This is a genomic window from Salinispira pacifica (genome assembly GCF_000507245.1).
Classification (GTDB): Bacteria; Spirochaetota; Spirochaetia; order DSM-27196; family Salinispiraceae; genus Salinispira; species Salinispira pacifica.
On the sequence record NC_023035.1, the window covers coordinates 3,633,659 to 3,648,104 of the forward strand.

At 50.7% G+C, this 14,446-nt stretch carries 12 protein-coding genes; 7 read left to right on the forward strand and 5 right to left on the reverse strand.

The genetic code is table 11. The features are described from left to right. The first annotated feature begins 11 nt into the window (after positions 1–11). The 3 genes from ahpC to L21SP2_RS15865 all read left to right on the forward strand — a co-directional run bounded on the left by ahpC (position 12) and on the right by L21SP2_RS15865 (position 4,328). Positions 12–578, forward strand: coding sequence for an alkyl hydroperoxide reductase subunit C (gene ahpC / locus L21SP2_RS15855; RefSeq protein WP_024269600.1), 567 nt, complete (start codon positions 12–14; stop codon positions 576–578). A gap of 71 nt (positions 579–649) precedes the next feature. Next, positions 650–2,218: an alkyl hydroperoxide reductase subunit F gene (gene ahpF / locus L21SP2_RS15860; protein WP_024269601.1), complete on the forward strand. Its 1,569-nt coding sequence runs from the start codon at positions 650–652 to the stop codon at positions 2,216–2,218. 85 nt (positions 2,219–2,303) lie between these two features. Then, positions 2,304–4,328 carry a bifunctional metallophosphatase/5'-nucleotidase gene (locus tag L21SP2_RS15865; protein WP_024269602.1) on the forward strand — a complete coding sequence of 675 codons (2,025 nt, stop codon included), beginning with the start codon at positions 2,304–2,306 and terminating at the stop codon, positions 4,326–4,328. A gap of 131 nt (positions 4,329–4,459) precedes the next feature. Here the strand turns inward: L21SP2_RS15865 and L21SP2_RS17695 are convergent, their stop codons facing one another. Next, positions 4,460–5,704 (reverse strand): hypothetical protein, encoded by a 1,245-nt coding sequence (locus L21SP2_RS17695; RefSeq protein WP_024269603.1) that lies wholly within the window; start codon positions 5,702–5,704, stop codon positions 4,460–4,462. An 80-nt stretch (positions 5,705–5,784) separates the two neighbouring features. Between L21SP2_RS17695 and L21SP2_RS15875 the strand changes: the two genes are divergently transcribed. Further along, positions 5,785–6,552 carry a class I SAM-dependent methyltransferase gene (locus L21SP2_RS15875; protein ID WP_024269604.1) on the forward strand — a complete coding sequence of 256 codons (768 nt, stop codon included), beginning with the start codon at positions 5,785–5,787 and terminating at the stop codon, positions 6,550–6,552. A gap of 39 nt (positions 6,553–6,591) precedes the next feature. Here L21SP2_RS15875 and L21SP2_RS15880 read toward each other — a convergent pair whose 3' ends face one another. The 3 genes from L21SP2_RS15880 to L21SP2_RS15890 form a co-directional block, all read right to left on the reverse strand. Beyond that, complete coding sequence (locus L21SP2_RS15880; RefSeq protein WP_024269605.1) at positions 6,592–7,068, reverse strand: GNAT family N-acetyltransferase; 477 nt, start codon at positions 7,066–7,068, stop codon at positions 6,592–6,594. Between the two features lie 210 nt (positions 7,069–7,278). Then, positions 7,279–8,010 (reverse strand): hypothetical protein, encoded by a 732-nt coding sequence (locus tag L21SP2_RS15885; protein WP_024269606.1) that lies wholly within the window; start codon positions 8,008–8,010, stop codon positions 7,279–7,281. A 135-nt stretch (positions 8,011–8,145) separates the two neighbouring features. Next, positions 8,146–9,039 (reverse strand): helix-turn-helix transcriptional regulator, encoded by an 894-nt coding sequence (locus L21SP2_RS15890; RefSeq protein WP_024269607.1) that lies wholly within the window; start codon positions 9,037–9,039, stop codon positions 8,146–8,148. Between the two features lie 218 nt (positions 9,040–9,257). On the opposite strand from L21SP2_RS15890, the gene L21SP2_RS15895 reads away from it, so the two are divergent. Both L21SP2_RS15895 and L21SP2_RS15900 read left to right on the forward strand, forming a co-directional pair. Then, the gene (locus L21SP2_RS15895; protein ID WP_024269608.1) at positions 9,258–10,121 is read left to right on the forward strand and encodes an aldo/keto reductase; all 864 of its coding nucleotides are present in this window, start codon (positions 9,258–9,260) and stop codon (positions 10,119–10,121) included. A 366-nt stretch (positions 10,122–10,487) separates the two neighbouring features. Beyond that, positions 10,488–12,245 (forward strand): HAMP domain-containing protein, encoded by a 1,758-nt coding sequence (locus L21SP2_RS15900; RefSeq protein WP_169730503.1) that lies wholly within the window; start codon positions 10,488–10,490, stop codon positions 12,243–12,245. Positions 12,246–12,268: 23 nt separating this feature from the next. On the opposite strand, the gene L21SP2_RS15905 is transcribed toward L21SP2_RS15900, so the two are convergent. After that, positions 12,269–12,763 (reverse strand): YbaN family protein, encoded by a 495-nt coding sequence (locus L21SP2_RS15905; protein ID WP_024269610.1) that lies wholly within the window; start codon positions 12,761–12,763, stop codon positions 12,269–12,271. A 226-nt stretch (positions 12,764–12,989) separates the two neighbouring features. On the opposite strand from L21SP2_RS15905, the gene L21SP2_RS17700 reads away from it, so the two are divergent. After that, entirely contained in the window at positions 12,990–14,390 is a 1,401-nt protein-coding gene (locus L21SP2_RS17700) for a M23 family metallopeptidase (RefSeq protein ID WP_024269611.1), read from the forward strand. Positions 14,391–14,446 lie beyond the last annotated feature (56 nt).

The following is a 14,446-nucleotide window of genomic DNA, read 5'->3' on the forward strand; positions in this document are numbered from 1 at the left end:
AGGAGCATCATATGACGAGCATCATCAATAGCAAGCTGCCTGAATTTGAAGTACAGGCTTTCCATCAGGGCGAAGTAAAAACCGTTTCACACAATGATCTGAAAGGTAAATGGTCTGTATTCTTCTTTTACCCGGCAGACTTTTCCTTTGTTTGCCCTACTGAACTGGGAGACATGGCGGATATGTATCCTGAATTCCAGGAGATGGGAGTGGAAATTTACTCTGTAAGCACAGACACCCATTTTGTACACAAGGCATGGCACGACACCTCAGACACCATTGCAAAGATCACATACCCCATGCTGGCCGATCCCACCGGCGCACTTTCCCGGGCGTTCGGCGTGTATATTGAAGAGGAAGGCATGGCATATCGGGGTACGTTCCTTGTGAACCCCGAAGGGGAAATCAAGATTGCGGAAATTAACGACAACGGAATCGGACGGAACGCCGATGAGCTGAAACGGAAGGTTCAGGCCGCACAGTTTATTGCCGCACATCCCGATGAAGTATGTCCCTCCAAATGGGAACCGGGCGGTGAAACACTGGAACCCGGCCTGGAACTGGTAGGTAAAATTTAATATCTCCGGCCGCTCCCGATCCTCCCGGCACAGCGCCGGAGAGGATCTTCTTTTAAAATAGGAACCTTATTATGCTTAACTCAAAAATACAGGAACAGTTGAAAGATGTTTTCTCCGAGCTTGAAGGCCGGGTTGCTCTGGAGTACGCCTCCTCGGAACATTCCAAAGAGGATGAACTGGTAACCATGCTGGAAGATGTTGCCTCTCTCTCGGATCAGATTGAAGCCGTCCAGGGTGATTTCAGCCACGACGCACCATGGTTCCGCATTGTACATAATGATACGGATACGGGAATTCGGTTTACCGGAGTCCCCGGAGGTCATGAGTTCACCTCCCTCATTCTGGCCATCCTTCACAGCGACGGGAAAGGTAAACTGCCGGATTCCCCATCCATTCGGAGAATCGGGGCAATACAGGGTCCTGTGAGCATCAGAACCTTTGTTTCCCTGTCTTGCACCAACTGTCCGGATGTGGTGCAGGCATTGAACCTTGCGGCGGTGTATAACCCTGATATCGAGCATCACACCATCGTCGGGGACTTTGCTCAGGATGAAATAGAACGGCTGGGAGTTCAGGGAGTACCGGCGGTATTCCATGGTGACACCCTGATCCATTCCGGCCGATCCAGTCTGGCTGAACTGCTTCCGGTGCTGGAAAACACATTCGGCCGGAAGGAAAGCGGTCCGATGGAAGCTGTTGAAATACCGGCGGTGGAAGTTGCCGTCATCGGCGGCGGACCTGCAGGATGCGCCGCAGCCATCTATTCCGGCCGAAAAGGACTGAAAACCGCCATCATTGCCTCCCGCATCGGCGGACAGGTGAACGACACCGCAGATATTTCCAATTTCATTTCGGTATCGGAAACCACCGGCAGCAAACTCAGTGCCGATCTACGGAAGCACAGCGGGGAGTATGACATTCAGATTTTCGAAGGACGGAATGTACATTCCGTGGAAACCGCCGGAACCAACGGCTCTGAGTTCCACCGCATCTTCAGCGACAGCGGGGAAGTGTTCAGCGCCGAACAGCTCATTATTACAAGCGGAGCATCCTGGAGAAAACTGGGGGTTCCCGGTGAAGATGAATACATCGGTCGTGGCGTTGCCTTCTGCCCCCACTGCGACGGTCCGTTTTTTGCAGGAAAGGATGTGGCGGTTATCGGCGGAGGAAACTCAGGGGTTGAGGCGGCTATTGATCTGGCGGGAACCTGCAAGAGCATCACCCTCATAGAATTCCTGGATGAATTAAAGGCGGATTCGGTGCTTACTGCAAAACTGAAGAGTCTGGATAATGTTGAAATTATCACCTCCGCACGGACCACTGAAATTCTGGGGGACGGAAAAGCGGTGACCGGAATCAAACTTGAAGACCGAAGCAGCGGGGAAGTCCGGTCCTTGAATCTTCATGGGGCTTTCGTCCAAATCGGACTTCTTCCCAACAGCAGTGAATACCATGATCACGTGAAGGTGAACCGGTACGGCGAAATTGAAGTGGACACCCACGGACGCACCAGCGTCCCCGGCATGTATGCAGCCGGAGATGTCACCACCAGCCCCTATAAACAAATTGTCATTGCAATGGGGGACGGAGCCAAAGCGGCTCTTACCGCATTCGATGACCGGATCAGAGGCAGGGTGTAGTTCGATACAAAACCTCATACATATGAAATTTTGACGCGGCATATACAGGGTATATAATTAGATGCTAAGCAATTAAGGAGGTTTTATGAAAATGGTGAAGAGTCTGAGTGCTCTGGTTCTGGCAGTAATGCTGATTGCAGCATGTCAGACCCCGGACGGAACGGTTGAGACTCCGGCAAACACATCCGGAGAAACCGTATTTACTATGCAGCTGCTGCATTTTGCGGATATTGACGGGAACGAAGAAAGAGCCTTACAGGCAGTGGAAAATTTCTCCGCTCTTATACACGCCTTCCGCAACGACAATATGTACGGCGATTCCACACTGATCGTCAGTTCCGGGGACAACATCATTCCCGGACCCAGATTTTATGCGGCGGAGCAGTCTGCGGTTCGAAGCGTAACAGGATCCAATGAGCCCGGCCATGCAGATGTTGCGTTCCTGAATGCCATGGGAGTCCAGGCTTCGGCAATGGGCAACCACGACCTGGATGCAGGTCCCGGAGAATTGGCAGACGCCCTCTCTGCGGAATCCGGCGGCGGAGCGGAATTTTCCGGCGCCTCCTTCCCCTATCTTTCGGTGAACCTGGATTTCAGCACCGAAGGTGACTTTGAAGGAATGCTGGGAACCGACGGAAACACTGTGGAAGAACTTGCCGCCAAAGTGGCGGGCTACGCTGTGGCACGGGTAAATGGTGAAACCGTTGGGATAATCGGTGCATCCACCCCGCTTCTGGATACCATTACCAGTACCGGGGGAATCACGGTGAAGCCGTCCTCCGGTGATGTATCGGAGCTTGCTGAAATCATTCAGTCAGCTGCAGATTCACTGAAGGGTATGGGTGTGAACAAGATCATTCTTCTTGCTCATATGCAGCAGATATCAGTTGAAAAGGAACTTGCCGGCATGCTGGAAGGGGTGGATGTCATTGTGGCCGGGGGATCCAACACCCGACTGGGCGACAACACCGATACGCTCTTTCCTGGGGATGACGGCTTTGACGACACATACCCTCTTCTCACCAAGGATGCAGGCGGCGATCCCGTGGCCATTGTGAACGTTGACGGTGACTATAAATATCTGGGTCGTCTGGTTGTGGGTTTTGATGACATGGGTGTTATAAACACCGACAGTCTTGATCCCCAACTGAACGGTGCATGGGCCAGCAGCGATGACAATGTGAGCATGCTGGGAGGCGATCCCATCCCGGAACTTCTGGCAGTACGTGATGCGGTTCAATCAGTTATCACTTCCCAATTCGGCAATGTGCTGGGTTACACCGATGTATATCTGGATGGACGGCGAAGCCAGGTGCGAACTCAGGAAACAAACCTTGGAAACCTCAGCGCGGATGCCAACCTCTGGTACGCCAACCAGCTGTCTGAAGACAGAGTTCATGTCAGCCTGAAAAACGGCGGCGGTATCAGAACCGAAATCGGCGCCGCAGTGGTGCCCCCGGGTACAGTGGACTATTCTCAGGCAACCCTTACCGCACCTCCGGCGAATGAAACCACCGGTACTGCTGAAGGTGCCGTGACTGAAGGGCATCTGCGCGCTACTCTCAGATTCGATAACGGTCTCGTTACTCTGAAAGTAACAGCCGCCGAACTGAAAATGCTCCTGGAGCATGGCGTATCCGCAACAGGCCCCGGTGCAACTCCCGGACAATTCCCCCAGATCGGCGGCATGACCATGGCCTTCGATCCCGAACTGGAACCCGGCAGCCGTATTACAGAAGTGAGCGTACTCAATGAAGACGGCGGCGTCCTTGACAATGTTGTTCAGAACGGCGAAATCCAGGGTGATGAAAGCCGGACCTTCCGTCTGGTGACCCTGAATTTTCTGGCTAACGGGGGCGACAGCTATCCCTTTGATGGGCTCAGCGATCCCCAGCGGATAAACCTGTATGAAGGGATGGGTTTCGGTGAAGAAACCGATTATCCTGACGCAGAATTGGGAAATGATCCCGGCAGCAATAGCAGCTTCAGCTACACAGGCGGAGAGCAGGATGCCCTGGCGGAATATCTGCTGGCCTTCCATTCACGGCCATCCGATGCATACAGCCAGGCTGAAACTGACCGGGCTGATGATATGCGGATGATCTACTGATCCCTCTCTTCATTGAGAGTCCTGACATTCCGGGCCGCTCCCTTTACCGGGGCGGCCCTGATCAGGCTCCTCTTCCCTGGTGAATTACCCGGCCTCGGCGGAATTCCCTGGCTGTCGTTTTCCGGTATCTCTCAACAGAATTCCTCAAAGTTGATCTCCAGCTTTTCCGGATTACTTTTGAAGGTTTCAAAATGCTCATCGCTGATGCGCCTGTAGAAACTGCTGAATTTTTGTCTGCAGCCTGACGCTTCATACTGTTGAAGCAGGGGCTTGTAAAATAACCGATACCAGTCCAGGGTAATTTCCTGAATATACGGCGCTCTCCCCAGCGTGCTTTTCAGGTGTTTTGCATAATCAATAAACATCTGATGATGAATGTACCGCATGAGCCCTCTGGAAATATCGGGAATTATGAACTCCGGAACAAGTTCATCAATCTGGGAGAATCGGCGAAACCTGCTGTAGCTGCACTCCGCAGGCTCGAACATACGGTTCAATGAAGATGATAGGGTCCGCAAAGCATCCTTCAGTCTGCGGTTCTTTCCGGCCTCAAGACTGAAGCGCCGGTAGGCTTCCTTCAGCCAGATGGAATCTGGATCAGGAAAGGAATTCCAGAACCCTACGAATTCCACAAAAATGTCCGTAATTCCGGATTCGGGAAACAGATACGATAATGAATGGGAGCGAATGTAATTTTCCGCATCCTCATACAGGTTTCGGGTCCAGCTTTGTATCAGTTCTTTATTACTTTCAGGGAGCCGGGCATGTTTCCTTTCAAACCAGGCCCGGTTATGCTCAAAAATCTCTTTTTCCAGAAGCCGCCATGTGGACGTCTTCCGTACATCGAAATAGTCTTCCGGGAGAACTTCAAATATCCCCGTCCGCTCATGCAGATCCAGCTTCTCCAGGAACAGCTCGGACTGGCTGCTCCGATAATCATCCGGAAGGTTAAGCGCAACCGGAATCTCCCGGATTTCTGCAGTGATAAAGTTTTGTCCCATTGCCCTGGCGACAGAAACCCGATGATGACCGTCCCGGACAAAATATTTCCCGCCGAAACGTATCAACGAAACAGGCGGAGGAGCTTCACTTTGCATCATAAACATATACACAGCTTTCCAGCGGCTGTGCATCCACAGCTGCCTGGGAGAAAAATCAAAAAGAAAATCTGCGCTTCTGTCCTCGCTGCCGATGATATCCTCAATTTTCACATCCAGAATTCCCCGGTACAACTCTCCGCCGGTGAGGCGGGATCGGAATAAAGGGCCTAAGCCCGGGAGAAACCGGTCCTTGCGGATACTCCGCATGATGGCCCGTCTTTTTCCCTGCCGGTAGGTTTTTCGAAATACCTCATCAGCTTCCAGGTTAAGATTCATTGTATCTCCCATGGTTCAGCGCTGCTGTTTTTTCACAGCATGAACTCATTGTAACAGATGTTACAGCAGGATTTTTTCCAATGGCGTATCTTACGTGCATGGCATTATATCAAAAGATTTCTGAATCATATGAGGAGTTGTTTCCCTCATCCCAGGAAAAGCTGGAGTTCGTTATGGGTTTCCTTCCGGAAATTAATTCATCCAGGGTAATCGACATCGGCTGTGCCACGGGACAAATGCTGTTTCAGCTGAGGAAAGCGGGAATATCCAGTGGAGTCGGCATTGATCTCGATGAACATATGATCCGAGAGGGTGAAAGACGGCTCCGCAGGGAGAACATCAGCGGAATAGAGTTTCATGTGGGCGATATGCGCCATTTCAGTGAAATTCCGGGACTGAACAATGCGGATCTCATCAGCTGTATGGGCAATACTCTGGCGTACCTGCCTGATTCCCAGGGGCCGGATTCGGACAGCCTGGACCGTTTCCTGGAGCAATGCAAAAGCCTGCTTGCAGCGGAGGGGATACTGGTTATTCAAATTCTGAACTATCAAAACCCCCGCATTGCACCGGGATTTTCGTTCCCGGAAATATCAGCGAACGGAATACAACTCCTCAGAACATATGAACAGAGTGAAGGAAATCAATATAGATTCATTTCCCGCATGAAAAACCTTCAAACCGGAGAAACATCACATGACATCCATTACCACACTGCATTTCTCAGTAAAGATATCGCCGCTGCAGCCGTTCGTCAGGGCTTCGGGGAAACCGAGATCACAGGATCCTATGCAGGCAAGGCTCCTCAAAGGGATGATTTTTTTCATCTGGTGATCTGCAGACGGTGATTTACAGATCCTGACCTGACGCCCGATGTATCCATCCAGTCACAGTTTCTTGCTGTAGCGCAGTTCATGGGCGTCCAGAACTTCCCGGTAGGTTCGTACGCCGTCGGAGCTGTAGCCGTGCTTTTCATAGAACCTGCGGGCTGCTGAGTTTCCCTCCAGCACCCAAAGAAACATCTGAGAAATGCCCTGCTTTTCAGCGTATTCCTCTGCAAAACTCATAAGGGCCGCTCCGCAGCCTTCCCGGTAAAACGCAGGATCGATGTAGATCGCCTTGATCTCAAGGAAATCACCTTCTTCCACCGCAGCCATGAATCCTTTAATAATACCGTCATCATACACCCAGAGAGTCTGTTCCTCGGTTGATAAGTTTTCTCGGTGTCTATTCAGGCTTGTCTGCACGTTCAGCTTGTTAAACAGAATTTCATCAGAAAGCATGTGTCGATAAGAAGTGCGCCAGCTGAATACATGGATTTCAGCAATCCGTTCAGCATCTGAAATCTTCGCTTTCCGTACCATTCATCCTCCATGTTGAAAGGATTGCCCGCAGCTCGGCGTTTCAGTGCAGGCATTCCTTTCTGAGTATTCTTCGGCAGATATCGATAGTAAAAACCGGTATTCCCGACTTATTGTATCATAATTTTTACCCGCCGTGATTATGGATTGAAAACAAATTTCCACACTCCGGGAAACCCCGTCAGCCTTTCAACTGCCGGAGTTTCCACCGCTTCATATCGTCCAGAATTTCCGTCCTGTCCTTTCCCAGGACGGAGCGGAAATCACTTCCCGGTTCAAGAAACCGAAGTACGGTATCCCAACCGTATTCATTTTCCAGATATTCAGTAAGCACATAGGCAAGGGTGTAGCCCCCACCTCAGCAAATCGCAGAGCATTGTTTGTGGAAAATTCTTCGGCACTGATGTTCATCCTGCTTTGTACCGCCTGATCCGATGGAGTCTGTTCTGCAAGGTACAGGGCAAACCCCTCTTTCAACCAATAATCCAGCCTTTTATTATGCCGGTCGGTAAGTACATGCACATACTCGTGCACGGCCGCTTTTTCCACCGAAGCTCGGGAATGTGCAGGTCCGGGGTTATCGGATGATGTGATAAGCACACTTTGCCGTGTGTTGTTTCCGATGTACCAATTGGGAAGGAAAACCCCTGCAAGTCCAATGGTATTGATATGAAGACTCTTGATCCCCGGATACACAATAAGAGAAATGTCATCCTGTACTGCAGTTCCCAGTCTGACAGTCACCGGTTCTGCGTGTGCGGCGATGTTGGCGGCAATCCTTCGGGCGGAATCCAGATCTGCAGGCCGGACTTGGGTGGTTATGCCGGACAGTTCAAACTGCTCCATTCCCGGTGCCTTCAGGGATATCATGGGAATAAAATTCAGCACCACCAGAGCCGTGAGGGTGAGGAACACCCATCCAATTGTCTTTCGTCGTTTACTCATGTCATTCTCCTTGTACAATGTTGAGGAAATAATGATCCCGGTGATCTGAAATTTCCATGCTACAACCGTATGATTATCATTCGATACGCTGTATTTCGTGCCGGGATTCGGCATATGGGAAGGAAGAATGTCCTTTTAATCGTTCAGCAGCCTTGAAATCAGTTCCACCCTGCTTTTTACCCCCACCTTTTCAAAGATGTGAGACACATGAGTCCTGGCTGTTGTATAGGAGATGTACAGGGTTTCACCGATTTCCCGATTGTTCAGGCCCTTGAGCACCAGGGGAAGCACCTCACTTTCCCGGGGTGAAAGTCCGTAACTTTGTGCAGCATCCGCCCTTTCACCGATAAATCCGGGAATGCTTCCCACCCTGTTCAGATATTCCAGAAGCAGTTGAATGGTCACAGAGCTCCAAAGGACCAGCAGTACACTGTCCAGACTGAGTGAAAAATTCAACTGTAAAAGATACCCCAGGGAATATACGGCAAACGAAACGGGTGCAAAAAACATGGTTAATGATCCCAGCCGTTGAAGCAGGATGCGCAGTCCGGATGACACGGCTGCATCCACTTTCCTTCGAAATACGTACCCGGCCCAAAAGATATATGCTGAAATCAGAAACAGGGAAAGAACATATGAATACAGAGGGTCAATCTCCACAGGAGTAAAAGCAACCAAAACCCTCACCGATTGCACCAGAACCGCAACAGCTGCAAGAATGCCATTCCGCAGTACGGTTCCTGATTCAAGAAGGTCCAGTAATGATGCCAGGATTATGTATACGGCGAAAATTACCCCAATTGCTATGCCCGCCTGAAGAGTCATTACAGACCGGGTTGCAAGCAAATCCGCAGGCAGCAGCGTTACCACAATGAACCGCAGCTGATTCAGCTCCAGAAGGAGAAAAATAAGGCACAGAAGCCTTGAAATTTTCGAAGGAGAGCGCCTGTGGATGAGCCATAGGCTGAACAAACCCGCCGAAGAGATAAGAAGAAGAAAAAGTTGAATGATCAACACAATATTCGTCATAGGTTTTTCATGTTTCAGCAGGGCACGTATGCTGATAGCTGATTAAATCCTTGTCCTCCTGCCGACCACATGGCAGCCCGTGAACATGGCAGCATGTTGTAAGAAAAAGATTGGACAGCAGTACAACCGGATTATAAGCTGGAAGATACATGGCGTCCAGTTTCATGGTGCTCAGAATTCCTCAGCCAGGTATGAAACCGGCCGCACGGGGAGGTCCTATGAGAAAAAGGGAATACGGCAACACTGGAATTCAATTATCCGTCATCGGCTTCGGCGGAATTCTGGTAATGAATGAAACGACCCGGGATTCACGTCTGGCAGTCTCGAAAGCCGTGGATGCGGGAATTAACTACTTCGATGTTGCTCCCAACTACGGCAATGCACAGGAGATGCTTGGGCCGGCACTCCAACAATACCGTAAAGATGTATTTCTTGCGTGCAAAACCCAGCTCCGAAGCGGAGACCAGGCAGAGAGCGATCTGATAGAATCCTTTCGTCTTCTGAAAACCGACTGGTTCGACCTCTATCAGCTCCATGCGGTTGCCACCAGGGAGGACGTGGAACAGATTCTTGCCCCGGGCGGTGCACTGGAAACCCTGGACAAGGCAAAAAAAGAAGGGAAGGTACGTCATTTGGGCTTTTCAGCACATAGCGAGGAAGCCGCCATTGCGCTGCTGGACGCCTATGACTTTGATTCCATTCTGTTTCCGGTGAACTGGGTCACCTGGTACGCCGGGGATTTCGGAAAAAAAGTTCTTCCTCTGGCCAGGGAAAAACACGCAGCAATACTCGCTTTAAAGGCCTTGGCCAAACATGCAGTTCCCGAAGGACATAATGGACCTGTGGAAAAAGCATGGTACTGGCCGGTGGAGTCCTATGAAGAGGCATTGACGGGTTTGCGGTTTACTCTGGGAATGGAAGGAGTAACGGCGGCGGTAAGCCCCGGCGACCCAAGGCTGTTTGAGTGGATCATCCGCGCCGAGCAGGAGTACGATCCTCTTACACCCGGAGAGCAGACCCAACTTGAGAAAGAGGCGGCAAAATACGGTCTCATATTCGATGCCCACCAATCCCAATGGTAAATACTGCACCGGCTTCCGGGATGTTCAACCGGCAGCTCATATGCAATAGCTGCTAAGCAGAACTCTCACTGATTTGCATAGCTGAGGCATATGAAATATGCTTGAAATATGAATGGAGGCGGCAGCGTACCGCGGTTCTCCGGACTGACAGCCAAACTCTTTTTTGCGCTGACCGGGCTTCTGCTGTTGTTACTTTTTTTTACCATTATCCTTTCTCTATCAGGGTTTTCCCAAACTAAAAATACATACGCGAGGCGCTTTTCCCGGGACCAAAGTGAAATAATCGTCGCCCAATTGCAGAGAAATCTGAATAAAGAGATCATCCTCTCCCGGAGACTGGCAGAGTCCAGCCTCACGGGAGCCTGGATGCAAACACCCGAGAACCAGGAAATATCTCAACTCTTTTTCAGAGATATGGAAAATATCAGGCAGGAAAGCACCGGCAAAACGGTATTTATCGCAGTAAAAGAAACCGGTCAAATGTACATGAACGGACCCTCCATTGAATATACGGAGGCTCACAAATACATCCTCAGGGAAGATAATCCGGCGGACGCCTGGTTTTTTCGTACACTGAATGATGACAGGAACCGGTATGAGCTCAATCCCGATACCAACCGCGAATTCCCTTCACGAAATATCTGGGTGAACATGCAGGTGTACGTGGACGACAGGATAGCGGGAGTGGCGGGAACCACCTTCCCCCTGACCCGGTTTGCCGGGGATCTCTCGGAATCCAGGATTCAGGGGCACATACCCGTGATCATTGATGATAGATCTGCAATCGTCTACCATCCTGATGAGAAGATAACACAGGCAAATACCGACCAGGAAAACCCCGAAGAAAAAATACTTCTTACAGATTTGATATCTTTTGATACAAGTCTTGCAGCCCGCATGGAAATTCTCAAGCGCAGTCCTGGTGAAACACTGATTCTCAATGGATCGGGACCGGAGGGTGAAAACTATGTCGCAGGACTGCAGTACATAGCCGACCTGGGATGGTTTTTTGTTTCCATGGTAGACATAGATAAAGTTCCCATTACCATGCAAAATACCATATTCCGAATTATTGTGATGTTCATCATATCCGTACTGCTGTTTTATCTTGCCATTGGTGTACTGATGAACAGAATCATTCTCCATCCTCTGCGGAGGCTGGAATCCGCAGCTTCCAGAGCTGCGGACGGGAATTACAGCATGGATTTTTCCAGCTCAAAAAATGATGAGATTGGCTTACTGGGAAATTCATTCGCCCGGCTCCTGGAAACAATCCGGGATCATACAAATACTCTTGAGACTACCATCAACGAACGGAGCAATCAGCTGAAAGTCACCCAGGAGAAACTCCTGGAAAACCGGCAGGCCACTGCGGTGGGCAAACTGATCATCAGCCTTTCTCACCGACTGAATACCCCCCTGGGAAGCGCACTTACCTCCGCCGACAGTCTCAGCAGCTCTATACGTGAGATGAAAACCCGGCTGCTATCCAATCAGCTGAGCCGGAGTGAATTTGAGAGACTGCTGGAAAATGCCGCCGACATGAACCAGATCGTTCTCTCCAACATGTACCGGCTCATTAATATTATGGATGTCCTCAAATCAGCAAGCCTAGATCTCCAACAGCTGAAAGAAAGCGAAGTGGACGTGGTTGAGCTGTTACGGGAGGTTGTGGAACGGGTCCGAAACTCCATGATCCCCGGATATCCCTCTCTTCACCTTGAGCAGAGCAGTCCTCTGGTTATCAGGTCGTTCAGACCGGCTCTGGGTGAAGTATTGGAAACAATTTTGACAGATATTCTGATTCAAGATACCCGGGAAGATGCGGCGATCTCCATAAATATCTCCTTGGAGAACATTCCGGAAAAACGGGAAATCAATATTCAGATACAGGATAACGGTACGTTTATCAGCGATGCTGAGCGAAGGGAAATTCTGACTCCCCAGTCAATCTCTGATGTAAATGACATTACCCGGGAAGGTTTCAGGGTACAATTGCATAAGGCCAATACCATCATCCGGGCGGTGCTGCAGGGAAGCCTGGAAATTATGAACAGAGAAGAAGGAGGCAGATTATTGCGTATTCACCTTCCCATGGAGATACGGGAACTCACAGAACCATAGAATGGTGTCCAGGCTCCCCGGATTCATGCAAGATCCTTACCCTCTGCTTCACTGATTTCCTCCTCAATGCTCTCACCCTCCGGGCTCACATCCCCCTTGATTTCCGCTGAGGAAGACGAATCAGCGTCCGCACCAAACGGAACCTCCCCACGGATCGTGGCCACATGAATGCTTACGCCCACACCCACCGCAGCGAGAAGAAGCAGAACCCAGGTACTGTCCCGCATGATATAGGCGGATACGCTTAATCCAAACCACAAAAATGCGATAGTTCCCAGCTTTCTCCGGAGACTCAGCCCCCGCTTCTCGGTGTAAGCCCGGATATACGGACCGGTAACTCTATTCCCGTTGAGCCAGCGATGAAGTCCAGGACTGGAATGGATAAAAAACCCGCTGGCAAGGATCAACGGACCTGTTGTGGGTATTACCGGAAGTACTATTCCCACCAGCCCCACAATCGTGAACAGGATGCCGAAAACGCGATACACAGCTTTTCGGATATACTTTTTTTTCGACAAAAGAACCTCTCCAATAACCGCTGGTAGTATCCCGGCGCGAGACCATTGCTTAAAGCAGCTGATTAAAGCAACTGATCAAAACTACTGATCAAACCACCGATCCCTATATCATACCAAATTCTGCAAGCTACGACAGATTTTTCCAACAATCCCCGTCAATATCCGTATCCAAAATTTCCATGCAAGAATATTGCCGTTTTTCTGACCAAATCGCTATCTTTTAGAAATGAAAAAGCAAAAAATATACCTGATCATTTCCATTTTATTAGCCGCAGGATTTTTTTCCGCCGCCTGCAGGGGAAGTGAAGAGGTCCCCCCCGCATACCGGCCGGATGACTCCCATGCCGAGTACATCCGGGCGCTGGATGGTCTGAACCTCTCCAACACGGCCATGGGCGAGGAATGGATCCGGTTGGGAACACCTTCGGAGAACCCTATGCCCTTGACACTGCTTCCTGAGCGGGAGATTCGTTACTTCGATCCCGGAGTTCCCGATTCAGCATTTTATCTCATTGAAGGGGTGCGGGGTCAGCAGATCTCAATTTCCGTGGAAGCCCCGGAGGAAACCGGATATTTTCTCGATCTCTTCGGTATGCCCGGGGATTATATTCCGAATTCCGGCGAACAGGAAAACTGGGCAGAACTGGACTTTAATCAGCTGGCTTCAGGAAGCAGCGAGGCCGGGAGCACCCAGGCAGAGATACTCACCGGCGCCGCAGAAATTCAATTTGAGCCCCGTTCTTCAAGATTTTATCTCATACGGATTCAGCCCCGGCTCCTGGAAGGGGGCAGTTTCACCGTCACCTTTCAATCCTCCGCCAGCCTCTCATGGCCTGTGGAAAATACAGGTGTCGGCGATGTAATCAGCGTATTCGGTGACGGCAGGGATGGCGGACGACGGGTGCATCATGGAATCGATATTATCGCACCCCGGGGCAGGCCTCTGCTCACCCCGGCTGAAGTGGAGGTTCTGCGTGTGGGAGAACGGGATCTTGGAGGCAAATCGGTCAGCCTCCGGGATGAGAACCGTGGGCTTCTGTACTATTATGCCCATCTGGACAGCTATGCTGACATCTCATCCGGGGACACCCTCGCCAGAGGAGCTGAAATAGGGGGTAACGGGAATACCGGAAACGCCCTTGGAGGTCCGTACCATCTGCACTTCGGAATTTATGACAGAAGCTGGAGACGTCCTCTGGATCCCTGGTATTTCCTTATTTCTCCGGTAGATCAATTGCCCGAGCTGCCGGCTCCGGATGATTACCCGGATTTCCAACCCGGGGATCAGGTGGCCTTTAGCGAATCCATTGAATTATTTTTCCAGCCCGCTGGGCGATCAGCTTTGCCGCCTTCCCCGGCACGACGGGATTATGAGGGACGGCGTCTTACGGAACAACAAAAACCGGTTCAGACCGTCCCATGGGAAGGAAGCTATACTGCGGGTCCGCTTTTTGTTTCCACCCTGAATGAACGGCATCATCCGGGTGTACGTTTCACGGCTCTTCGCAGCAACGCCATGGGTTTCAGATTTCCTGACGGCAAAATCGGCTGGCTGCCCCTGGACTCTCTGGACGGAAGAGTAAGCTCTTCAGTTGCAGCACTCCCCGAGGATCGCTCAGGTTCATGAATGAAGTCCCGGTTCCCGGCCCCGGTTTCCTGTGAGAAGTTATATCTTTCGTACAT

Excerpts from the sequence above, each read along its gene's own strand:
- ahpC (WP_024269600.1), top strand. The coding sequence starts at position 12 with ATGACGAGCATCATCAATAGCAAGCTGCCTGAATTTGAAGTACAGGCT.
- ahpF (WP_024269601.1), top strand. The coding sequence starts at position 650 with ATGCTTAACTCAAAAATACAGGAACAGTTGAAAGATGTTTTCTCCGAG.
- L21SP2_RS15865 (WP_024269602.1), top strand. The coding sequence starts at position 2,304 with ATGAAAATGGTGAAGAGTCTGAGTGCTCTGGTTCTGGCAGTAATGCTG.
- L21SP2_RS17695 (WP_024269603.1), bottom strand. The coding sequence starts at position 5,704 with ATGAATCTTAACCTGGAAGCTGATGAGGTATTTCGAAAAACCTACCGG.
- L21SP2_RS15875 (WP_024269604.1), top strand. The coding sequence starts at position 5,785 with ATGGCGTATCTTACGTGCATGGCATTATATCAAAAGATTTCTGAATCA.
- L21SP2_RS15880 (WP_024269605.1), bottom strand. The coding sequence starts at position 7,068 with ATGGTACGGAAAGCGAAGATTTCAGATGCTGAACGGATTGCTGAAATC.
- L21SP2_RS15885 (WP_024269606.1), bottom strand. The coding sequence starts at position 8,010 with ATGAGTAAACGACGAAAGACAATTGGATGGGTGTTCCTCACCCTCACG.
- L21SP2_RS15890 (WP_024269607.1), bottom strand. The coding sequence starts at position 9,039 with ATGACGAATATTGTGTTGATCATTCAACTTTTTCTTCTTCTTATCTCT.
- L21SP2_RS15895 (WP_024269608.1), top strand. The coding sequence starts at position 9,258 with ATGAGAAAAAGGGAATACGGCAACACTGGAATTCAATTATCCGTCATC.
- L21SP2_RS15900 (WP_169730503.1), top strand. The coding sequence starts at position 10,488 with ATGCAAACACCCGAGAACCAGGAAATATCTCAACTCTTTTTCAGAGAT.
- L21SP2_RS17700 (WP_024269611.1), top strand. The coding sequence starts at position 12,990 with ATGAAAAAGCAAAAAATATACCTGATCATTTCCATTTTATTAGCCGCA.